The organism is Streptomyces sp. NPDC005866, from assembly GCF_040629895.1.
Lineage (GTDB): Bacteria > Actinomycetota > Actinomycetes > Streptomycetales > Streptomycetaceae > Streptomyces.
Genome location: NZ_JBEXWP010000013.1, coordinates 140738 through 163095 on the forward strand (window position 1 = coordinate 140738; position 22358 = coordinate 163095).

Annotated in this window: 20 protein-coding genes and 2 pseudogenes; 15 read left to right on the top strand and 7 right to left on the bottom strand. The window is 67.3% G+C overall.

Annotated features, from left to right (window positions below; all coding sequences use genetic code 11):
- Positions 1–8: 8 nt before the first annotated feature.
- The 7 genes from ABZ396_RS20915 (at position 9) to ABZ396_RS20945 (ending at position 5009) form a co-directional block, all read left to right on the top strand.
- Complete coding sequence (locus ABZ396_RS20915) at positions 9–203, top strand: hypothetical protein (protein ID WP_358917818.1); 195 nt, start codon at positions 9–11, stop codon at positions 201–203.
- A 259-nt stretch (positions 204–462) separates the two neighbouring features.
- Complete coding sequence (locus tag ABZ396_RS20920; protein ID WP_358917816.1) at positions 463–729, top strand: hypothetical protein; 267 nt, start codon at positions 463–465, stop codon at positions 727–729.
- 755 nt (positions 730–1484) lie between these two features.
- On the top strand, positions 1485–1799 hold the full coding sequence (locus ABZ396_RS20925; RefSeq protein ID WP_358917814.1) for a hypothetical protein: 315 nt from the start codon (positions 1485–1487) through the stop codon (positions 1797–1799).
- A 5-nt stretch (positions 1800–1804) separates the two neighbouring features.
- Positions 1805–2008, top strand: coding sequence for a hypothetical protein (locus ABZ396_RS20930; RefSeq protein WP_358917812.1), 204 nt, complete (start codon positions 1805–1807; stop codon positions 2006–2008).
- A 122-nt stretch (positions 2009–2130) separates the two neighbouring features.
- The gene (locus ABZ396_RS20935; protein WP_359185376.1) at positions 2131–3612 is read left to right on the top strand and encodes a phage major capsid protein; all 1482 of its coding nucleotides are present in this window, start codon (positions 2131–2133) and stop codon (positions 3610–3612) included.
- 86 nt (positions 3613–3698) lie between these two features.
- Positions 3699–3896 (top strand): hypothetical protein, encoded by a 198-nt coding sequence (locus tag ABZ396_RS20940; protein ID WP_358917809.1) that lies wholly within the window; start codon positions 3699–3701, stop codon positions 3894–3896.
- A gap of 951 nt (positions 3897–4847) precedes the next feature.
- Complete coding sequence (locus ABZ396_RS20945) at positions 4848–5009, top strand: hypothetical protein (RefSeq protein ID WP_358917807.1); 162 nt, start codon at positions 4848–4850, stop codon at positions 5007–5009.
- A gap of 182 nt (positions 5010–5191) precedes the next feature.
- Here ABZ396_RS20945 and ABZ396_RS20950 read toward each other — a convergent pair whose 3' ends face one another.
- The 3 genes from ABZ396_RS20950 to ABZ396_RS20960 form a co-directional block, all read right to left on the bottom strand.
- On the bottom strand, positions 5192–5935 hold the full coding sequence (locus ABZ396_RS20950; protein ID WP_358917805.1) for a hypothetical protein: 744 nt from the start codon (positions 5933–5935) through the stop codon (positions 5192–5194).
- Between the two features lie 150 nt (positions 5936–6085).
- Positions 6086–6325, bottom strand: coding sequence for a hypothetical protein (locus tag ABZ396_RS20955; RefSeq protein ID WP_358917803.1), 240 nt, complete (start codon positions 6323–6325; stop codon positions 6086–6088).
- A complete protein-coding gene (locus tag ABZ396_RS20960; protein ID WP_358917802.1) occupies positions 6318–6668 on the bottom strand; it encodes a hypothetical protein in 351 nt (116 codons plus the stop codon). Before ABZ396_RS20960 ends, ABZ396_RS20955 begins: the two co-directional genes overlap by 8 nt.
- 179 nt (positions 6669–6847) lie before the next feature.
- Here ABZ396_RS20960 and ABZ396_RS20965 point away from each other — a divergent pair, with 179 nt between their 5' ends.
- The gene (locus tag ABZ396_RS20965) at positions 6848–7072 is read left to right on the top strand and encodes a winged helix-turn-helix domain-containing protein (protein WP_358917800.1); all 225 of its coding nucleotides are present in this window, start codon (positions 6848–6850) and stop codon (positions 7070–7072) included.
- Positions 7073–7189: 117 nt separating this feature from the next.
- Here ABZ396_RS20965 and ABZ396_RS20970 read toward each other — a convergent pair.
- Positions 7190–8062, bottom strand: a pseudogene (locus tag ABZ396_RS20970) (TadA family conjugal transfer-associated ATPase); the annotation flags it as partial.
- On the bottom strand, positions 8059–9156 hold the full coding sequence (ssd, locus tag ABZ396_RS20975; RefSeq protein WP_358917798.1) for a septum site-determining protein Ssd: 1098 nt from the start codon (positions 9154–9156) through the stop codon (positions 8059–8061). The pseudogene ABZ396_RS20970 and the gene ssd, both read right to left, overlap by 4 nt.
- A gap of 570 nt (positions 9157–9726) precedes the next feature.
- Here ssd and ABZ396_RS20980 point away from each other — a divergent pair.
- Positions 9727–10563: an HAD-IB family hydrolase gene (locus ABZ396_RS20980; RefSeq protein ID WP_358917796.1), complete on the top strand. Its 837-nt coding sequence runs from the start codon at positions 9727–9729 to the stop codon at positions 10561–10563.
- 398 nt (positions 10564–10961) lie between these two features.
- On the opposite strand, the gene ABZ396_RS20985 is transcribed toward ABZ396_RS20980, so the two are convergent.
- The gene (locus ABZ396_RS20985) at positions 10962–11786 is read right to left on the bottom strand and encodes an oxidoreductase (RefSeq protein WP_358917794.1); all 825 of its coding nucleotides are present in this window, start codon (positions 11784–11786) and stop codon (positions 10962–10964) included.
- A 101-nt stretch (positions 11787–11887) separates the two neighbouring features.
- Between ABZ396_RS20985 and ABZ396_RS20990 the strand changes: the two genes are divergently transcribed.
- Positions 11888–12868, top strand: a complete 981-nt coding sequence (locus ABZ396_RS20990; RefSeq protein ID WP_358917792.1) for an ATP-binding protein — start codon at positions 11888–11890, stop codon at positions 12866–12868.
- A gap of 46 nt (positions 12869–12914) precedes the next feature.
- Here the strand turns inward: ABZ396_RS20990 and ABZ396_RS20995 are convergent, their stop codons facing one another.
- Entirely contained in the window at positions 12915–14177 is a 1263-nt protein-coding gene (locus tag ABZ396_RS20995) for a hypothetical protein (RefSeq protein ID WP_358917790.1), read from the bottom strand.
- Between the two features lie 338 nt (positions 14178–14515).
- Here ABZ396_RS20995 and ABZ396_RS21000 point away from each other — a divergent pair, with 338 nt between their 5' ends.
- The 5 genes and pseudogenes from ABZ396_RS21000 to ABZ396_RS21020 all read left to right on the top strand — a co-directional run bounded on the left by ABZ396_RS21000 (position 14516) and on the right by ABZ396_RS21020 (position 22242).
- Positions 14516–16969, top strand: a complete 2454-nt coding sequence (locus ABZ396_RS21000; protein WP_358917788.1) for a SulP family inorganic anion transporter — start codon at positions 14516–14518, stop codon at positions 16967–16969.
- Between the two features lie 185 nt (positions 16970–17154).
- Entirely contained in the window at positions 17155–19113 is a 1959-nt protein-coding gene (gene acs, locus ABZ396_RS21005) for an acetate--CoA ligase (RefSeq protein ID WP_358917786.1), read from the top strand.
- Between the two features lie 203 nt (positions 19114–19316).
- Positions 19317–20788 (top strand): annotated as a pseudogene (gene nhaA, locus ABZ396_RS21010) (Na+/H+ antiporter NhaA).
- A 51-nt stretch (positions 20789–20839) separates the two neighbouring features.
- Positions 20840–21325, top strand: a complete 486-nt coding sequence (locus ABZ396_RS21015; RefSeq protein WP_358917784.1) for a phage holin family protein — start codon at positions 20840–20842, stop codon at positions 21323–21325.
- Complete coding sequence (locus ABZ396_RS21020) at positions 21322–22242, top strand: alpha/beta hydrolase (RefSeq protein WP_358917782.1); 921 nt, start codon at positions 21322–21324, stop codon at positions 22240–22242. Before ABZ396_RS21015 ends, ABZ396_RS21020 begins: the two co-directional genes overlap by 4 nt.
- Positions 22243–22358: the final 116 nt, after the last annotated feature.

Sequence of the window (22358 nt, forward strand, 5' to 3'; positions counted from 1 at the left end):
GGGTCCACATGAGCGCCGAGGAAATCAAGGCACTTCGCAGCTTGCTGGACAGCGCCGAGCAAGGCGCCCACAGCGCAATTACGGGCGGTCCGCTGGCCGCTGAGCGCGCATACGATCTGGTGAGGATCGCGCGCAACATCGTGGCCAATGCCGATATCCGCAACGGCGAGAGGCGCCGGAAGCGTCGCACTGTGGCTGCCTGATCAACGTGTTAGGGCTCTTCCTGGGAAACCGGGAAGGGCCCTTTTTGCATGTGTCGCAGTGGCCGCTCTCCACGTTAATCCGAGGAAGTGTTTGCGCTCCAGTACCGATGTACACGGAATGCCGTGCAGTACACGCCCCAAGCGTGCAATTGCACGAACCGGTGTGGGAACACACGGCACAACGTGGAATCACACGGCTTTACGTGGACCACCTTTCGTGTACGCCAACAGCGCAGAAAACCCGAGAAAGGACCCCGCCATGAACCAAGCGACTGCCACTGAGATTGTCCGGCTGCTGGACCAGGCCGAAGAAATGACTTGGCCGCTGGTCACTAAGGATGCCAGCGCCGCAGAGCTATGGGACACCATCCTGAAGATAAAGGTACTGGTCAGCGGGCAGGTTAAGGGCCGAGAGTGCGGAAACCCGGATTGCTCGGAGACCGTTGTAATCAGCGCGACCGGCCGACCGGCGAAGTATCACAGCGACGCATGCCGTTTCCGCGCTGCGTATCTCCGGCGCCGCTGAGGGGCGGGCCGAGCATCCCTGGAATTAAAGCCGGGGAAATTGCAGCTACACGAAAGCGACCCCTGACGCACCATCATCTACGTTCCTATCTTCCCAGCTCAGACAGCGCAGAGTGGTGCCCTAGTGATGTAGTGGTGTTTTGAGACGTGTAATCAATAAGACATAAGAAACTCTATAGAGGACCCAAACTGAGGACCACAAACACCACTTCGCCACTCAGCGGCCACCCGCGCTGTGCAGCCGACCAACCGGGGAACTGGCGGAATGCCAAGAGGTGGCCCGCAGAGGCCCTGTGCGCCGTTCTCCGGCCCGCTGACAGCCCCTCCGGTCAATGCCTCCGGCCAGCCTCTCCAAGCCGCCCACAAAGCCTCTCAGCGCTTCCGGCACTGCACCCCCTATCCGCTGGCACGCTGCAATTCCCATGTTTAGGCAATGCATTTGCAATCTCTGAGTAAAGTCTCTCGGTGATCTTCGGATTGGGTACCAAAAGTGCCCAGCGCGCGAAGTGCTTGCGCTCCAGTGGCATTGAGGGTGCGCATTGCTCGCCCCCGGGAGAGATGCCTACGGCTTCCTTTTCCCCGGGGCTTGAGCACTGCCCACCCGACAGCGAGAGCGGCAACCCTCGCACCCTAGATCTTGCCCGGTGCAGGAGTCCCCAGGTTGCCGCCTAGTGGGGATTCCCGCGCCGGGCATTTTTCTTTTCCGGCTCGCTGCTGAGCGGCGCCGCACCCAACTAACAAAGAAAACCAACCCATATGAGTGAAGAGATTGAGCGGCGCCATTTTTCTCCTAAGCCTGGTCCGTCACAGACTCCGCGCGCTGGTCAGCCGGACGATGAAACGGTGGAATACAGCCTGACGCTCCGTCAGAAACTAAACCGGCTCACCAATCAGGTCATTGACCACATCGAGGAAACCGGCGCTGTTGTCGACGGTGCGGTAAATCCGGACGTCGAATTCCTCTGCATGTTGATCAACGCCGGAACGGAGCTGCGCCGCGCGACGGTAGAGCGCCAGTTGGGCGGTGCCGTAATGGCCTATCGCGCACGTCGACCGGCCGCAGGGGGGTGAACCTGATGACCAATCTTGAGACCGGCACCCGCGATATGCACCAGCGCAGCGAAGACGCCAAGAGCGATTTTGTCGACGCGCTTATGCGTCGTGGGCTTTCGCGTGATGATGCCCGCACGCTGGTGGACAAGCTGAGCAGCGTTACGCCTGCCGAGCACAGCGCTGCGCGCGCGGAGATCTCCAATGTCCTCGAATTCCGACGCGCATAGCTGGCCGCTCCTGCGCTGTGCAGCATGCGAACGCTACAAGCACGTCAGCGAATTCACGCCAGCGCCCCGAAAGCATCGGGAACGCCAGCACCACTACCGCTGTAAGCCGTGCCGTGCCGCTTATGAGCGTGAGCTACGGCGCCGCACTGCGTAGCCGCACCGTGCGAATCCACACACTGCCGCTGGCCGTAGCGAGGCGTACCGGCTTTCTTCGCGAAGAAACGAGACTAAGTATGGACCGAGCAACGATGATTGCTCAGATCAAGGCACGCCGCAGCGACAAGCGCGATGCCCTGGACGCCATTCTCGCTGACGCTAAGCGCAGCAAGGGAATGACAACCGGTCAGCGCACGATGTTCGACGGCATCGAGGCTGAAATACGCGCTTTCGATGAGCGCATTACCGAACTTGAAGAGCAGCAGCGCGCTGACGATGCCGCCGCCCCTATGGCTGTCCGCTACGCCCCTGCCGCCCGTAACAACCACTCTGGAGCATCTATGCTGACCGCTTCCGCCCGCGTTACCGAGCCGACCACCTATCCCCGCGAGGGCCGGAATTCCTATTTCCTCGACCTTGCGCGCGTTGCGCAGACCGGCGACAGCGAGGCGCGTAAGCGGCTGGAGCGGAACAACGCCGAACAGCGATCGTCGGTCGGTATCAACACGACCGACGGTAGCGGCGGCGAATTCGTGCCTCCCGCGTGGATCGTTGACCAGTACGTCCGCTACGCCCGACCTCACCGGACCTTTGCCGACCTGGTGACCACCAATCCGCTGCCCGCTGGCACGGACGTGATCAATATTCCGAAGGTTTCCGGCGGAACTGCGACGGCTGTTCAGGGCACGCAGAATACGCAAATTCAGGTCACTGACATGCAGACCACGTCTATCAGCGCCCCGGTTTTCACCGTGGCCGGTGGGCAGGTGGCGTCTCTTCAGATGATTGAGCAGAGCCCCATTCGGACGGATGAGGTAATCCTTTCGGATCTGGCCGCCGCGTACGCTCAGAATCTCGATTCGCTGTACCTGACTGGCTCCGGCTCCGCTGGCCAGCCGACCGGCATTCTGACGGTGGCCGGTACTAACTCCGTGACGTTCACCGGTACGACGCTGACGGGAACCGGAAGCCTTTACACCGCTGTGGCTAGCGCAATTTCCAAGATTTGGTCTACGCGATTCGCAGCGCCCACGGCAATCGTCATGCACCCTCGCCGTTGGGCATGGGCGCTGGCGCAGGTCGACACCAGCAACCGGCCGGTTATCGTGCCTGCGGCTGGCGGTGCCTTTAACGCGCCTGGTCTGCTCGGCCCGGATCTGAACGCTGAGGGCCCGGTGGGCACGTTTGCTGGTCTGCCGGTTTATCTGGACCCGAACATTCCGACCAACAAGGGCACGGGCAGCGACGAGGACCGGATCATTGTCCTTAAGGCCGATGACGTCTATGCGTGGGAAGGCGTTATTCAGCCGGGTGCTTTCCAGCAGACTTATGCGAACCAGCTCTCGCTGTTCCTGCGACTGCACAACTATGCGGCGTTTCAGGCTGCGCGTTACCCGCAGTCCATCAGCGTTATCAGCGGCACGGGCCTTAACCAGGTCCTTGCCTAAGCGCTGACGCACACATGAACTGAGAGCCACTGTGTTGGGGTAACGCTCTGACACAGTGGCTCTCTTTCTTAGGAAGGGGAACACCGATGACAACAAACATTGCTGCCCTTTCGGCGCTGCGGACGCTGGAAAGCACCACCGTTACGCCGAGAGATCCTTACGAGCGCATGGCGGTACTCGGCGCATTCAAGGCGCTCTATCGACTGACCCACCAGGGAGCGCCGACCGGCGCCACCGCTGACCATTCCATCAGCGGGAATGGTGACGCTACGCAGTCGGGTTAGGCCACCGGATATGCGGTAATTCCGCATATGTATGCGAGAGGGGGGGGCGCCATCGAGACTCCAGCGGCCTGCGCCCCAGGGACCCGGCCCCCATGGCGAGAAACATCACTGCGAAATTCTGACCCGGGGGGTCTAGTTAAATAGCCGTCGATTTCTGCATAAAGATGCGAAATCCGGGCCGGCGAGCCCATACCTGACGCCCCGTCAGCAAACTTAGCGTAATTGACCTCGGGTTTGTGCGGGCCTGGTTGGTCGGTCGGTTCATGGCGCTTTCCTGGCACGCTAGTCGAGCCGACCGGCCATTTTAATAGCGGAAACCGCCTACCCCCTGAATCGGCGACGCGACCCGTCATCGTCCAGTGCTATCTGGGCAGCATCCACGAATAGGGCAAGTTGCGCTGATATTTCGTCGCGTGCATTGGACACCCATGTCCTGGGTGTCCGGAAATCATTCCCGGCTCTCTCTCGTACCGCTCTGCGAAAGGCGACGCACGCATCCACGACACGTTCAGACGGAGCTGTGATCTTTGTCGGTCCAGCGAGAGCGACGTCTGACCATGCATCCCTGATGACTAGCAATAGCTGGTGTAGCTCGTCATCCTGGTTGGGCTCGTCGTCGTAGTACTCCCAGTCGAATAAGACAACAACGGAAGCTATGAACTTCTTGTACACGGCTTCTCGCGGCTCACGCCGGGACTTTCGATGATCTGCGCGTGCAGCAATTTCGACACCTGCCCTTTGCGCGCGCCCGGAAGCTAGCGCTGCGCCAATTGTGCCAAGCGAGCCCGCCAGCGCACCGCATACGGCTGCTAGTCCTGCGTCCATAACGCAGGATCGTACCGCCTCGTCGAGAGGCTTTCCAGGGGCATTGCCCTACGCCGTCACACTAAGAACGCTCCTAGCCCCCGCGAGGCGTTCCCGTACGGCGGTCTGGCCGATTCGCTGGCGCTGTTGCCTCAGCTTGGAATCCCGTTCCTGCTGGCGCACGTCATGCTCAGCGAGGCGGAAGCGGACATGATCCGGCGCGTGGCTGCCGAGAATGCCACTCATGAATTCCTTACAGCGGATGCGGCGAAACGCTACGCGGCGAAAATCGACGGCGATTCCGCGTAGAGGGGCCAATTTTCAGCCGGCTCCGGCCCATAAATTGGAAAATGAGACATTGAAAACCGATTCCATCCTGAAATGGTCGGCCCTGCTCGCTGCCATGTTCTTGAGCTACAGCGCGGAATACAGGTTGGCGCTCGATTGACTCCCGGCACTTCTGCTACGCGTCGGCAACGTGTCTGCTGTTTTCAGCGCGCCACATCATCACTGCCTTGGGCGCGTACACTTCGGTCACCCCCCTGGGCATGCTGTGCCGCACCCTCGTAAAAGTCTGATGTGATAAGTCGTCCAACAACAGCTTCTACGATGAGGGAGTTAGCCTCGCGTAGTGCGCGGAGACCATTTCGGTACAAGATTCCTGAAGCAACCAGGCCAAAGAGAAACCAGGGTGACCAGGCGGCGGCTAGAACGAACCAACTACTAATCGAAAATAGAGCCACGTTCAACCGAAACTCGGCCTCCGAGTTCAGACGATCCTGTTCTAGGTAAATGTCTCCATGACTCGCAATGAGACGTACACGCAACGCAGGGAACTCCGTCCTCATTTTACGCGCCAAGTCATTAACTTCTTCAGTTGGGATCGCGTTTGCGACGATTGGGTAAGCCGTAATCGCGAAGAGAACGAGTCTGAGGCCCGATTCGTAAGACAGAAGGTCGAATTTCTTGTGCAGTTGTTTGGTGATTTTCGCGAATTGATCTGATGTCAGTTTCGCAATGTCGCCGATAAGGTAAAGCAGGAAAGCAATAACGGCGGTAACGATCGGCCTTCCCGCTGTCTCTCCTAGCGAATACATGCGGTGCAAGATCCCGTGTGCCTGACCGCGTGCAGGCAACGAATTTCCGAAGATTAGCCAAATTTGGAACGCTAGCAACGCCCCAACAGCGAACGGCGTACGGAAGTGGCGCAACCCTGGCAACAGATTCGCAAGCATAGGACGATGATGCATCCTATGCCGTCGCTGTGTGACGCGTTTCTGCAAGCCCAGCCTTAAGCGCCCGAAATTGCCGCTGAGCACACGACGAAGCCCCGTAGTGCCCCTGGATATTTCCTGGAGCCGCTACGGGGCTTCTCTGGCGCGTGCCTATGTTCGCATCTGCTGCATTGCCGCGCTGATTTCTGCCGCCGCCTCTCGCCATGACTGAAGATCAGCGGTCCGGCTGGGGTCGACGGCAGCAATCGCTAGCGGCAACACCTCTCCCAGCGACTCAACTACGCGTGCCAGGACGTAATTTGCCTCGTCCGCGCTGAGAGGGGTTTCCAGCATGCCGCTTGCCAGCGTGTACCAAATGACAGCTGATTCCGGAACGGTGCGCTCACTCATGTCCCCACCCTGGGAGCGATTTGCGCAACGCTGCCGCCAGCGCTCGTGTCGCCACGTCATACGCAGGCTCATTGAGCCGTTCGCCGCGCAGCTCCGCCACGTGGGCAACGTCATTCACTGCGCTGGCCAACTTGCCTACGACTTCGGCGAGTTCAGCGCGGCTCGCTTCCGGGCGCTCCAATATGACCAGCGCGCTGGCTGCATCCTCGCGCGCCATGCTGATGATGTGGGCTTCGGTGCTGTCGGCAATCTGGTTGATCACGCCGCCGCCCGGTGTCACGTACTCCGCCTTGCCGTCCAGGCTCGTCCACGGCAGGCGCCGCAAGCGCTCGTGCATCTCCACGGGGTTGGCTCCACGCTGTCCGTCGATAGGCTCAGCCATGCCGACTCCAATCCAGTCGGTAAGCCCCGGCGCGGAAGCTTCCACCCTTCCCGCCGGGGCGCCTTTTTGTCCTGCTCAGACTACCTCGGTACCTGACTACCTCGATAGCGCGTTGGGTGAATTGCTCGCAGGCTGACTAGGTGGAGATCAATAGGGCTGAGCCGCACTGGCCACAGCTAGCGGCAGAGATCAGGCGACGCATTCGCGCTGGCACCTATCGCCCCGGTGAGCGACTGCCGGGCACTGTGGCGCTTGCTGCTGAATTCGACGTGTCGCAGTCGACCGCTACCCGCGCCCTGGCCAGCCTGCGCGCTGAGGGGCTGGTGTACGTCGTCAGCGGCCGTGGGTACTTCGTGGCTGGCTGAGCCCGTGCCGCAAGGGCGCTGGGACTGAGGCCAACTAGGGCTGTGACCAGCGGAGTTGGGCGTGTCCACGCTTCTTCGCTGAGCCGCCTCTCTCATGTACGCTTAGGGCAGGCACTCGCCCTCGTGCCCGGTGTTGAGCGCGGCCAGCAGATGCACCACTTCGGGGCCGCGCACCTCGCCGACGACCAGCCGGTCGGGGCGCATCCGCAGCGCCTGCCGGACCAGGTCCTCCAGGGTGACCAGGCCGGCCCCCTCCTGGTTGGCGGGTCTGGTCTCCAGCCGCACGACGTGCGGGTGTTCCGGCCTGAGCTCCGCCGAGTCCTCGGCGAGCACGATCCGCTCCCCCGGGCCCACCAGGCCGAGCAGCGCGCTCAGCAGGGTCGTCTTCCCGGTGCCGGTGCCACCGCTGACCAGGAACGAGAGCCGGGCCGCCACAAGCGCGCGCAGGACCCGGTCGCCGCCGGGTGGCACGGTCCCGGCCGCTACCAGTTCGTCGAGCGTGAACGCCCGCGGTCGCACCACCCGCAGGGACAGGCAGGTGCAGCCGACCGCCACCGGGGGCAGGACCGCGTGCAGGCGGGTGCCGTCGGGCAGCCGGGCGTCCGCCCAGGGCCGTGCGTCGTCCAGGCGCCGCCCGGCCACCGCGGCCAGCCGCTGCGCGAGGCGTCGTACGGCCGCCGCGTCCGGGAAGGCGACCGGGGTCAGTTCCAGTCCGCCGCCGCGGTCCACCCAGACCCGGTCCGGGGCGGACACCAGGACGTCGGTGACCGTGGGATCGGCGAGCAGCGGTTCCAGGGGGCCGCTGCCGACCAGTTCGGAGCGCAACCGCTCGGCCGCGCCGAGGACTTCCGCGTCGCCGAGCACCCTGCCCTGGGCGCGCAGCGCCTGCGCCACGCGCGCCGGGGTCGGTTCGGCTCCGCTCTCGGCGAGCCAGCGCCGGACCCCGTCGAGCAGGGCCGGGCCGTCCGTGCCCGCGCTGCCGGGCCTCATACGCCACCCGCTTCGACCAGCGTGCGCTCCAAGAAGCCCTTGCAGAAGCGGGCCAGCGGTCCGCGTGCGGCGGATCCCGGCGGTTTCCGGTGCGGGCGGGACAGGCCCGGTTCGACGGGAACTTCGCCCGCCAGGGGCAGGCCGAGCAGCCGGGCCACCTCGCGGTCGTCCAGTCCCGGTGCGTACGGGCCTCGTACCGCCACCCGCAGGTCGCGCACGACCATGCCGACGGTGGCCGCCACCCGCCCGGCGGCGGCGATCGCGCGGAGTTCGGCGGGGACCACCAGGACGGCGAGGTCGAGTTGGGTGAGGACCTCGGCGACCTCGTCGTCCAGGCGGCGCGGCAGGTCGACGACGACCGTGCCGCCGCGCCGGCGGACGGCGGCGAGCACCGCGCGCACGGCGGGCGGCGGGATCGCCACGCTGTCGCCGCGATCCCAGCTGAGGATCCTCAGCGAGTGCAGTTCCGGCAGCGACTCCTCCAGGGCGCCGCTGCCGAGCCGGCCGCGTGAGGCGGCGAACGCGGGCCAGCGCAGGCCCTCGGCCGTCTCGGCGCCGAGGAGTACGTCGATTCCGCCGCCCAGTGGATCCGCGTCCACGAGGAGGGTGCGCAGTCCCTCCCGCGCGGAGGTGACGGCCAGCGCGCAGGCCAGCGTGGAGGCACCAGCCCCGCCCCGGCCGCCGATCACCCCGACGGTGAGGGCCGGGCGGCCCACGCCCTCGACGACGTCGGCGATCCGGTCCACGAGCCACTGCTCGCCGTCGGGCAGCATCAGGACGTGGTCCGCGCCGATCTCCACGGCGTGTTTCCACACATCGGGGTCGTCCTGGTCCTGGCCGACCAGCACCACCCCGCGCCGGCGCGCGGCCCCGCGCACCCGGCGGGCGGCGTCGTCGCCGACCAGGACGAGCGGGGCGGACTCCCAGCCGCCGCCGCGTTCCGGTAGCCCGTGGTGGACCTCGGGTTTGGCGCCGGCCGCCGCGCACAGGCGCAACAGGTCATCGAGGAGTTCGGCGTCCTCGGTGACGATCATCGGGCGTCCGGGCCGTCCCGAGGCGGCGGACGGTGGTTCGTGGGTGACAGTTCCGGCCACGTGAGCTTCCCCCTTGGCTGCGTTCTCGCGCGGGGCCTCGGCGGCCACGCGATTCCCATACGTGTGAAGAGCCGGCAGGCGGCCTCCATATGCACGGCCGACAGAAACCGGCCATTGGCGCCCGACAATCGGAACCGGCCATGAACTCGCCGCCGCCGGAGCGCGCTGGAATCACGGTGCAGCGAACCCGGAAATCGTGTGGATCTTGGTCCAAAACTGTGGACAACTCGATGGTTGTGAATATCGCTGTCACCCATACCGGTGAGGCCCGTTCTGGGCTCTGTGCGACTTCCACAGAGCAGCACTACGGTTACCCAACGTGACGGATCGCGGGTATGCGAGACGGGCGGCCGCAGCCGCCCAACCAAGGTCTCAGGGCCCGGAGAGGAGAGGAAAAATGCGTCCGGACATGCGACGACCCCCACCGGGGGGGAGAGTGGGGGTCGTCTCCACGGCCGACTCGGGGGGGGAGGAGCCGGACCGGGTTAGCACGGTCGCGAACGATCCGTGACTTCCATGGTGTACCCGAGAGCCCTCTCAGGCAAACCCACGCGCCGCACCTTACGCCGAATGGTGGGCCCCTATGCTCAGGGGGTGGAAAACCACTCCTTGCCCCGCACAGCGGCCTTCTTTGACCTGGACAAGACGGTCATTGCGAAGTCGAGCACGCTCACCTTCAGCAAGTCCTTCTACCAAGGCGGTCTGATCAACCGCAGGGCGGCGCTGCGCAACGCGTACTCCCAGTTCGTGTTCCTGGTCGGCGGTATGGACCACGACCAGATGGAGCGCACGCGCGCATACCTGTCCGGTCTGGTCCGTGGCTGGAATGTCCAGCAGGTCAAGGAGATCGTCGCCGAGACCCTGCACGACCTGATCGACCCGATCATCTACGACGAGGCCGCCTCCCTCATCGAGGCGCATCACCGGGCCGGCCGGGACGTCGTCATCGTGTCCACCTCGGGCGCCGAGGTCGTCGAGCCGATCGGCGAACTGCTGGGCGCCGACCGGGTGGTGGCCACCCGCATGGTCGTCGGCGACGACGGCTGCTACACCGGCGAGGTGGAGTACTACGCGTACGGTCCGACGAAGGCCGAGGCGGTCCGGGAGCTGGCCGCCTCCGAGGGGTACGACCTCGAACGCTGCTACGCGTACAGCGACTCGGTGACCGACCTCCCGATGCTCCAGGCCGTCGGACATCCGCACACCGTGAACCCGGACCGGGCGCTGCGCCGTGAGGCCCTCGCGCGGGACTGGCCGATCCTGGACTTCCACCGTCCGGTACGGCTCAAGCAGCGAATCTCCGCTCCCCCGCGCCCGGCCCTGGTCGCCGCGGCAGCGATAGGAGCGGCGGCCGCCACCGCGGGCCTGGTCTGGTACGCGAGCCGGCGCCGGAACTCGATCGTCTGAACCGGCAACCCGCCCCGACTTTCACCCGTTCGGCCCATAGACGGCCCATTGGCACCTTTAGTTCGACTTAGTACGTCTTTGAACCCAAAAGTAAAGAACTGCAGGCAGGGGTTCCGCTTGCTCCAGTCTTGCAGTACAAAGGGGTTAGCGGCCCGCGAGACCAAAGGACATCCGCGAGGATCACCTTTAAAACGCATCTGGCCCCACGGACCGAGCATGGACATCGGGCACCCACGCGACGTCGACCCGTCGATTACGGGCCAGCCGCACCAGGTGACGGGCAAAGTACCCGACCTGATGGGCGACATTTCGAGGACGCCTGGTAACCGGGTGAACATGCCAGCGGCGGTACGAGGACTCGTACCGCCGCAACCCTTTTCCGCAGCCTTGCGAGCCCCTTACGCCGCCCCGCGCTGGAGCGCCTCGCACACCGCGGTCGACTCCCGCACCCCCAGTTCGACCGCGCGGCCGCAGTGCGCGATCCAGGCCGCCATGCCCTCCGGAGTGCCCGAGACATAGCCGTCCAGGGCCGCCAGATAGGACGCGCGCCCCAGTTCGGCGTGGCCCACCTCGGCGGGGCAGACCGACTTGGGGTCGAGGCCGCTACCGATCAGCACGATCCGCTCGGCGGCACGCGCGACCAGCCCGTTGTGCGAGGTGAAGGGCCGCAGCGCGAGCAGTTCGCCGTGCACCACGGCGGCCGTCACCAGCGCGGGCGCGGAGCTCCCGGCGATGATCAGCCCAGAGAGCCCGTCGAGGCGCCCCGACACCTCGTCGGCGTCCGGCAGCGGCAGCTCGATCAGCGGCTCGTCGACGCCTTCAGCGGCACGGCGCGGCCGGCCCACCTCGTCGTCATCGGTCGCGGCCGCCACCAGGTGCAGCCGGGCCAGCACGCGCAGGGGTGACTGCCGCCAGATGGACAGCAGCTGGCCCGCCTCGGCGGTCAGCCGCAGGGCCGCGCCCACCACACGCGCGTCGTCGTCGACACCGAAGTCTGTGCGCCGCCGGACCTCCTCCAGTGCCCAGTCGGCGCCGGACAGCGCCGCGCTGCCCCGGGCGGCGCGCAGCGCGGCCTCGGAAGTGACGGCGTTGCTGCGGCGTCGCATGACCCGGTGCCCGTAGACCCGGTCCACGGCCTTGCGCACGGACTCCACGGACTCGGCCACACCGGGCAGCGAGCCCAGGGCCGCGAGCGGATCGGCGGTCGCACCTGTCGTACTCATGAGTACGACCCTACAAACCTCATGCCCGCCCCTCCACGAAGGAGTGGTCTTCTTCACTTAGGCCGACACATGCCGCTATCACTTGACTACTCTTCGTGCACATGAGAATTGCTTTCGTCGGGAAGGGCGGCAGCGGCAAGACAACGCTCTCCTCCCTGCTCATCCGCCATCTCGCGGCCGCCGGCGCGCCGGTCGTCGCCATCGACGCCGACATCAACCAGCACCTGGGCCCCGCGCTCGGCCTCGATGAGACGGAGTCGGCGGCGCTGCCCGCGATGGGCGAGCAGCTCTCCGTGATCAAGGACTATCTGCGCGGACACAACCCGCGCATCGCCTCCGCCGCGACGATGATCAAGACCACCCCGCCCGGTGCGGGCTCGCGGCTGGTCCGGGTGCGGGAGCCCAATCCGGTGTACGACGCCTGTGCGCGCCCGGTGGAACTCGACGGCGGCGCCGTCCGTTTGATGGTCACCGGGCCCTTCACGGACGCCGACCTGGGGGTCTCCTGCTACCACTCCAAGACGGGAGCGGTGGAGCTGTTCCTGAACCACCTCGTCGACGGCCCCGACGAGTACGTCGTGGTCGACATGACGGCGGGTTCGGACTCCTTCGCCTCCGGCATGTTCACCCGCTTCGACATCACGTTCCTCGTCGCCGAGCCGACCCGGAAGGGGGTCTCCGTCTATCGCCAGTACAAGGAGTACGCCCGGGACTTCGGCGTCGTGCTGAAGGTCGTCGGCAACAAGGTGCAGGGGCAGGACGACATCGACTTCCTCCGCGCGGAGGTCGGGGACGACCTGCTGGTCACGGTCGGGTACTCGGACTGGGTACGCGCCATGGAGAAGGGCCGCCCGCCCCGGTTCCAGCTCCTGGAGGACGCCAACTCCCGTGCCCTGCGCACCCTCAAGGTCGCCGCCGACGCGACGTACGAGCTGCGGGACTGGGAGCGCTACACCCGACAGATGGTCCACTTCCATCTGAAGAACGCCGAGTCGTGGGGCAATGAGCGCACCGGGGTCGACCTGGCGGCGCAGATCGACCCCGGCTTCGTGCTCGGCGAGGAAGTGGCGGCACCCGTCTGACGGAGGTAAGCACTCCGCCGGCGGGGCGTCGGCCCCGGCCCGCCGCCTACTGCTTGATCGCCGGCGCCCCGGGCACCCCCTTCGGGGCCGGGGCGGGATGCCCGGAGAGGAAGGACGCCCAGCCCTGACGCGGGGCCTCGCCCACGTTCAGGGTGCGCAGTCTCGCCAGGACCTGCGGGTCCTGGGCGTCCAGCCAGTCGGCCAGCTGCCGGAAGGAGACACAGCGCACCTCGGGCTTGTTGCAGACGTTCCCGACGACCTCGTCGATGGCACGCATATAGGTGCCGCCGTTCCAGGACTCGAAGTGGTTGCCGATGACGAGCGGCGCGCGGTTGCCGTTGTACGCCCGGTTGAAGCCCTGGAGCAGTCCGTCGCGCATCTGGTCGCCCCAGTAGTCGTACTTGTCGGGGTCGCCCTGGGTGGAGGTGCCGGACTGGTTGACCATGAAGTTGTAGTCCATGGTCAGCTGCTCGAAGGAGTGGCCGGGGAAGGGGACGAGCTGCATGGACAGGTCCCACAGCCCTTCCCTCTTCTTGGGCCAGACCTGGTCGTTGACACCGCTGGTGTCGTAGCGGAAGCCCAACTGGCTCGCCGCCTTGGTGAAGTTCTTCTGACCCTCCAGGCAGGGGGTGCGGGCGCCGATGAGCTCCTTGTCGTAGTCGAAGGGCAGCGGTGAGGCGTTCTTCCTGCCCGTGTTGGTCTTCCAGTTCTTGACGAACTGCTTGGCCTGGGCGATCTCGCTCTTCCACTCCGCCACCGACCACTCGCCGACACCCCCGTCGGGGCCGCAGAAGTGCCCGTTGAAGTGGGTGCCGATCTCGTTGCCCTCCAGCCACGCCAGCCGCAGCTGCTTGACGGTGTCGGCGATGCCCTGCTCGTCGTTGAAGCCGATCTCGGAGCGGCCGGGCGAGTGCTGCGGCGGACGGTAGAGGTCACGTTTCTCCTCAGGCAGCATGTAGACGCCGCTGAGGAAGTACGTCATGGTCGCGTTGTTCTCCTTGGAGACCTTGCGGAAGTGCGAGAACAGCTTCTGGCTGTCCTCGCCCGCACCGTCCCAGGAGAACACCACGAACTGCGGGGGCTTCTCACCGGGCTGGAGCTTCTCCGGCCGGGGCAGATGCGGCTGCGCCCCGGTGTACGCGGTGGAACCGTCGCCGATCAGACGGACCACGCTCTGGGGCGCCGGCGCTCCCTTCTGCGGCCCGGACGCCCCTTCCTTGGAGTTGGTGCCAGTCGCGCAACCCGCCAGCGACGCGGCACAGGCCGCGGCGGCCACGGCGCCGACGGCGATCCTCTGGGTGGCGGCCAATTCCGCCCACCTTCTTCCTTCTCTCGGCAAACGCCGCTCACGGCGTTTTATGGCGGTGTGCCGGGTATGCGCCGACAGCGCCGCAAAGATCGCATAGGCCCGAGAGAGGGATTAATACGACAAGCCGATGAACTGCTCACTTCACCCATGAAGGTGAAGAAGTGCCCCATTTGCACAGAAAATCCATGCTTGACCTTTACCCTGCATTACGATTCGTTTACTGAGTGTTGATTCATCCCGCTGCTGCACGCCGTGACCCACGGCCGCGACCGAGCCCCAGCCCTCTGGCGAGGGGACCCCCTGATCCGCGACCGCGCTGCCCGGAGGAGACGGGAAACATGTCATCAGCCTGCGTACCCGCCCACCCCGAGAGCCTCGGCCTCGCCCGAGTCGGAGCCCGAGCCCGAGCCCGAGCTGGGGCCCGGACCGGAGACCGAGCCGGAGCCACAAGTCCCCAGCGCACCAAGAGCGCCGACCGGCCGCAGAGCCCACCCACACCCCCGCGCCGCCGCTTCCGGGTGCAGGGCGCCGACCTGTCCGCGTCCGTCTCGGTGTTCCTGATCGCCCTGCCGCTCTCCCTCGGCATCGCCCTCGCCACCGGCGCACCGCTCCAGGCCGGGCTGGTCGCGGCGGCCGTCGGCGGACTGGTCGCCGGGCGGCTCGGCGGCTGCCCACTCCAGGTCAGCGGCCCGGCCGCCGGGCTCACCGTGGTGACCGCCGATCTGATCCACCATTACGGCTGGCGGGCCACCTGCGGCATCACCGTCCTCGCCGGACTGGCCCAACTGGGCCTGGGCTGCCTGCGCGTGGCCCGCACCGCGCTCGCCGTCAGCCCGGCCGTGGTGCACGGCATGCTCGCCGGCATCGGCGTCACCATCGCCGTCGCCCAGCTCCACATCGTCCTCGGCGGCAACCCGCAGAGCTCGGTCCTCGCCAATGTCCGCGCGCTGCCCGCCCAGTTGGCCAACCTGCAACCGGCCGCCGTGACGATGAGCGCGCTGACCCTGGCCCTGCTGTTCGGCTGGCCCCGGATCCCCGGCAGAGCGGGCCGTCTGCTGCGCACGGTCCCGGCAGCCCTGGTCGCCGTCGCCGGTGCCACCGCGACCGCCTGGCTCACCGGGCTCACCCTGCCCCGGGTCGACCTGCCGTCCTGGAGCAGCCATGCCCTGGCGGGCCTGCCCGAGGGGCCGGTGCTCGGCATCGTCGCCGCCGTGCTCACCACCACGCTGGTGTGCAGCGTGCAGTCGCTGCTGGGCGCGGTCGCCGTGGACAAGCTGGTGGCCGGCCGCCCCGGACCCCAGTCCAGGGTCGGCCGGTCCGACCTGGACCGCGAGCTGCTCGGTCAGGGCGCGGCCAACATCGTCTCCGGGTCGCTCGGCGGACTGCCGGTCGCGGGGGTCGCCGTGCGCAGTTCGGCGAATGTGCAATCCGGTGCCGTCAGCCGGAACTCCACGATGCTGCACGGCGTTTTCGTAGTAGTCGCCGCGCTGCTGATGGTCCCGGTCCTGGATCTCATCCCGCTCGCCTCGCTCGCCGCCCTGGTGATGGCCGTCGGCATCCAGATGGTGTCCCTGCACCACATCCGCGCGGTGACCCGCCACCGCGAAGTCGTGGTGTACGCCGTCACCACCCTCGGCGTGGCGCTCCTCGGCGTCCTGGAGGGTGTGGTCCTCGGGGTCGCCGTGGCCGTCGCCGTCGCCCTGCACCGCCTCGCCCGCACCAGCATCACCCATGAAGAGAAGGGAGGAGTCCATCACGTACACGTAAGAGGGCAGCTGACGTTCCTGGCGGTGCCCCGGCTCAGCAGAGCCCTGCATCTCGTACCCCAAGGCGCCCATGCCGTGGTGAAGTTGGCCGGTTCGTTCATGGACCACGCGGCGTACGAGTCACTGCGGGACTGGCGCAGGGCCCACACCGCGCAGGGCGGCTCAGCCGAGCTGACCGGCTACCGCGTGGGCTTGCGCTCACCGGAGCAAGGCCACGAACCCGAGCACGGCCACGGATCGGAGCAAGGGCAGCAACCCGAGCCGCGCGTGCGTCACGGCCACAGACCGGGCCTCGTCAGGTCGGGCCTCGCCCGGTGGGGCGGCGGCAGACCGGCCGGTGCCGGTCATGAACTCGCCCGCGGGATCAGCGTGTTCCAGCGCGACACCGCGCCCCTGGTGCGGGAAGAGCTGGCCAGGCTGGCACGCGAGGGACAGCGGCCGTCGCAGCTCTTCCTCACCTGCGCCGATTCCCGTCTCGTCACGTCGATGATCACCGCCAGTGGTCCGGGTGATCTTTTCGTGGTGCGCAACGTCGGCAACCTGGTCCCCCTTCCGGGTGAGGAGAACGGCGATGACTCGGTGGCGGCCGCTATCGAGTACGCGGTGGACGTGCTGAAGGTGCGGTCCATCACGGTGTGCGGGCACTCCGGGTGCGGGGCGATGCAGGCGCTGCTGAGTTCCGGGTCCGGGGACGGCACCACTCCGCTCGGCCGGTGGCTGCGGCACGGGCTGCCGAGCCTGGCACAGCTGGCCGAAGACGGCCGTCCGGGGGTCCGGCTGTCCGGGCGGGCGCCGGCGGACACGGGGGAGCGGCTCTGTCTGACCAATGTGGTCCAGCAGCTGGAGCATCTGCGGGCGCACGACTCGGTGGCGCGGGCGCTGGCGGCCGGCGAGCTGGAGCTGCACGGCATGTACTTCCATGTGGGCGAGGCGCAGGCGTATCTGCTGAGCCGGGCCGAAGATGATGGACAGGGAGAGGTGTTCGAGGGGGTGCCGGGCGCGGAGGAACTGCGCAGCCCGGCCTGAGGAAAGGGCGGCAGGGACCCGTCGGCGCCGTCCAGGCCGGCACCGGCGGGCCGGGCACGCCCCTGCCACACTCTGCCGCGCCCTAGAGGTCTAAACCAATTTTGGGGCGGCCCTTGTCACCAGGCCCCCAGTTCTGATGAGCTGTGGCCTGGGACACAACGGACACCCTTGGAAAGGGAGATGTCGTGAGCAACGAAAGCCTGGCCAACCTCTTGAAGGAGGAGCGACGCTTCGCGCCGCCTGCTGACCTGGCCGAGAACGCCAATGTCAGGGCCGAGGCGTACGAACAGGCCCAGGCTGACAGGCTCGGCTTCTGGGCCGAGCAGGCCCGTCGGCTGACCTGGGCCAAGGAGCCGACCGAGACGCTGGACTGGTCGAACCCGCCGTTCGCGAAGTGGTTCAAGGACGGCGAGCTCAACGTCGCGTACAACTGCGTGGACCGGCATGTGGAGGCCGGCAACGGCGACCGGGTCGCCATCCACTTCGAGGGCGAGCCCGGCGACAGCCGTGCGATCACCTACGCCGAGCTGAAGGACGAGGTCTCCAGGGCGGCGAACGCCCTGCTGGAGCTGGGAGTCCAGAAGGGCGACCGGGTCGCGGTCTACATGCCGATGATCCCGGAGACGGCGATCGCGATGCTCGCCTGCGCCCGGATCGGCGCCGCGCACTCCGTGGTCTTCGGCGGCTTCTCGGCGGACGCGCTCGCCACCCGTATCCAGGACGCGGACGCCAGGGTGGTCATCACCTCCGACGGTGGCTACCGGCGCGGCAAGCCGTCCGCGCTCAAGCCGGCCGTGGACGAGGCGGTCGGCAAGGCCGGCAACGTCGAGCATGTGCTGGTCGTACGGCGCACCGGACAGGAAGTGGCCTGGGACGACACCCGGGACGTGTGGTGGCACGAGATCGTCGAGCGGCAGCCGGCCGAGCACACGCCCGAGGCCTTCGACGCCGAGCACCCGCTGTTCATCCTCTACACGTCCGGTACGACGGGTAAGCCGAAGGGCATCCTGCACACCTCGGGCGGCTACCTCACCCAGGCGTCGTACACGCACTGGGCGGTGTTCGACCTCAAGCCGGAGACGGACGTGTACTGGTGCACGGCCGACGTCGGCTGGGTCACCGGCCACTCGTACATCGTGTACGGGCCGCTGGCCAACGGCGCGACGCAGGTGATGTACGAGGGCACCCCGGACACCCCGCACCAGGGCCGGTTCTGGGAGATCGTGCAGAAGTACGGGGTGACGATCCTGTACACGGCGCCCACCGCGATCCGCACGTTCATGAAGTGGGGCGACGACATCCCCGCGAAGTTCGACCTGTCCTCCCTGCGCGTGCTGGGTTCGGTGGGTGAGCCCATCAACCCCGAGGCATGGATGTGGTACCGCAAGCACATCGGCGCCGACCGGACGCCCATCGTGGACACCTGGTGGCAGACCGAGACCGGTGCGATGATGATCTCGCCGCTGCCGGGCGTCACCGCGACCAAGCCCGGTTCCGCTCAGACCCCGCTGCCCGGTATCTCGGCCACGGTCGTGGACGACGAGGCGCACGAGGTACCGAACGGCGGTGGCGGCTACCTGGTGCTGACCGAGCCGTGGCCGTCGATGCTGCGCACGATCTGGGGCGACGACCAGCGGTTCCTGAACACCTACTGGTCGCGTTTCGAGGGCAAGTACTTTGCCGGTGACGGCGCGAAGAGGGACGACGACGGCGACATCTGGCTGCTCGGGCGCGTGGACGACGTCATGCTCGTCTCCGGGCACAACATCTCGACGACCGAGGTGGAGTCGGCGCTGGTGTCCCACCCGTCGGTCGCCGAGGCGGCCGTGGTCGGCGCGGCGGACGAGACGACCGGGCAGGCGATCGTCGCCTTCGTGATCCTGCGCGGCACGGCGAACGCCGAGGACGAGGGCCTGGTCAACGACCTGCGCAACCACGTCGGCGCCACGCTCGGCCCGATCGCCAAGCCCAAGCGGGTCCTGCCGGTGGCGGAGCTGCCGAAGACCCGCTCCGGCAAGATCATGCGCCGGCTGCTCCGCGATGTCGCCGAGAACCGCCAGCTCGGTGACGTGACGACGCTGACGGACTCGACGGTGATGGACTTCATCCAGGCGAAGCTCCCGGCGGCGCCGAGCGAGGACTGACCCCCGCCGCAGGGAGGGGGACCCACCCGAAGGGGCGCCCGGCGCGAAACGCGCCGGGCGCCCTTTTTGCCCCTACCGTGAAACTCACCTGGCAACTCCGGCCACATCTTAGGTAAACTAAGCAAAGTAGCTGTGTTCCTCAAGGTGTGCCGGGAAGTCTGGTCGGCAAGTAGTCCCGTTCTGCCCACCGACCGGAGGTCCCCGTGTCCGCGCCCCGCACCAGCCCCGCCCGCAAGGCCCTCGGCCGGCTCTCGCTGCCCGAGCGGACCTTCGTCGGGGACGCGCTGCGGACCGAGACCGTCGGCGGTGTGCTGCTGCTGATCGCCGCGATAGCCGCGCTGCTCTGGGCGAACATACCGGCGCTGCACCACAGCTACGAGACCGTCAGCGACTTCCACCTCGGCCCCGGCGCCCTGGGCCTGAACCTCTCCGTCGCCCACTGGGCCGCCGACGGCCTGCTCGCGGTCTTCTTCTTCGTCGCCGGCATCGAGCTCAAGCGCGAGCTGGTGGCCGGCGACCTGCGGGACCCGAAGGCGGCGGTGCTGCCGGTGGTCGCCGCGCTGTGCGGGATGGCCGTACCGGCGCTCGTCTACACCCTCACCAACCTCGCCGGCGGCGGCTCCCTGCAGGGCTGGGCGGTGCCCACGGCCACCGACATCGCCTTCGCGCTGGCCGTGCTGGCGGTCATCGGCACCTCGCTGCCGAGCGCCCTGCGCGCCTTCCTGCTCACCCTCGCGGTCGTGGACGACCTGTTCGCGATCCTGATCATCGCGGTCTTCTTCACCGACCGGATCGACTTCGCCGCGCTCGGCGGCGCGGTCCTCGGCCTCGCCGTCTTCTGGCTGCTGCTGCGCAAGGGCGTACGCGGCTGGTACGTGTACGTGCCGCTCGCGGTCGTCATCTGGGCGCTGATGTACAACAGCGGCGTGCACGCGACCATCGCCGGTGTCGCCATGGGCCTGATGCTGCGCTGCACCACCCACAAGGGTGAGGAACACTCCCCCGGCGAGCACATCGAGCATCTGGTGCGGCCGTTGTCGGCGGGGCTCGCCGTGCCCCTGTTCGCCCTCTTCAGCGCCGGCGTGAAGGTGTCCGGAGGTTCGCTCGGGGACGTGTTCGGCAGGCCCGAGACGCTCGGGGTGGTCCTCGGACTGGTCGTCGGCAAGACCGTGGGGATATTCGGCGGGACCTGGCTGACCGCCCGCTTCACCCGGGCCTCGCTCAGCGAGGACCTCGCCTGGGGCGACGTCTTCGCGGTCGCCTCGCTCTCCGGTATCGGCTTCACCGTGTCGCTGCTCATCGGCGAACTCGCGTTCGACGGCGACGCCGTGCTCACGGACGAGGTCAAGGCCGCCGTACTCACCGGCTCACTGATATCGGCCGTGTGCGCCACGGTGCTGCTGAAGATACGCAACGCCCGCTACCGTGCGCTCTGCGCCGACGAGGAGCGGGACGAGGACCTCGACGGCATCCCGGACGTCTACGAGCAGGACGACCCGGCGTACCACCTGCGGATGGCGGACATCTACGACCGCAAGGCCGCAGAACACCGCCGTATAGCCGCCGAGAAAGCCGGGCAGGGCGCCCAGTAGGGGCCGAAGAGGGGCCCCACAGGCACGACGCGCTTGCCGAAGTGCCGGACGGGGCAGGCGAGCAGGGCAACCGTCCGGCATGATCTGACGAGACGGTACAAAAGACGATGACACGTACGCAGAGGGAGACCGCGATGAGCGCACCCGACGGCAGCCCGGTCGGTGCCGAACGCAGCATCGGCCAGCTGTTCGCCTCGGCCACGGCCGAGATGTCGGCGCTGGTGCACGACGAGATCGCGCTGGCCAAGGCCCAGCTGAAGCAGGACGTCAAGCGGGGCGCGACGAGCGGCGGCGCCTTCTCGGCGGCCGGTGTGCTGCTGCTCTTCTCCCTGCCGATGCTCAACTTCGCGCTGGCGTACGGCATTCGGACCTGGAGCCACTGGAACCTCGCGATCTGCTTCCTGCTCTCGTTCGCGGCGAACGTCCTGGTGGCCGTCGTCCTCGCCCTGATCGGCGTGGTGTTCGCGAAGAAGGCCAAGAAGGGCCAGGGCCCGCAGAAGGTGGCCGCGTCGATGAAGGAGACGGCGGGTGTGCTGCAGAACGCCAAGCCGCATCCGCGTCCGGAACTCCCCAGGGACGACGTGCCGGCCATCGAGGCTGTGGGACGCTCGTCGTCATGACCGACCCCGCCCCCTCGGCCGTACGGCTCGAAGGCCCCTGGACACACCGGGACGTCGCCGCGAACGGCGCGCGCTTCCACATCGCCGAGCTCGGTGACGGCCCGCTGGTCATGCTGGTGCACGGCTTCCCGGAGTTCTGGTGGGCCTGGCGGCACCAGCTGGTCGCGCTCGCCGACGCGGGCTTCCGGGCCGTCGCCATGGACCTCAGGGGCGTCGGCGGCAGCGACCGCACCCCACGCGGCTACGACCCGGCCAACCTCGCGCTCGACATCACCGGCGTGATCCGCTCCCTCGGCGAGCCCGACGCGGCGCTGGTCGGCCACGACCTGGGCGGCTATCTGGCGTGGACGGCGGCCGCCATGCGCCCCAAGCTGGTACGACGGCTCGCGGTCGCCTCCATGCCGCACCCGCGGCGCTGGCGCTCGGCGATGCTGCGGGACCGCCGGCAGTCCGCCGCCGCCTCCTACATCTGGGGCTTCCAGCGGCCGTGGATCCCCGAGCGGCACCTCACAGCCGACGGCGGCGCGCTGGTCGGCCGGCTGATCCGGGACTGGTCCGGGCCGCGGCTGCCGGAGGACATGGCGGTGGAGACGTACCAGCGGGCCATGTGCATCCCGTCCACCGCGCACTGTTCGATCGAGCCGTACCGCTGGCTGGTGCGCTCGCTGGCACGCCCGGACGGAATCCAGTTCAACCGCCGGATGAAGCGTCCGGTGCGCGTCCCGACGCTGCATCTGCACGGCTCACTGGACCCGGTGGCCCGTACCCGCAGTGCGGCCGGCTCCGGGGAGTACGTCGAAGCCCCGTACCGCTGGCGGCTGTTCGACGGGCTCGGGCACTTCCCGCACGAGGAGGACCCGGTCGCGTTCTCCACCGAACTGATCAACTGGCTGAAGGATCCCGAGCCCGATCGGTGACCGCGCCGATGCGCCCGGTATCCGGATCTGCACACCTGTTCTACGAACGGCCACATGCCCCGCGCATAGGCCAATTGAGGCCCACGCGGGAGGTTATCGACCTTGGGGCAGGGGCA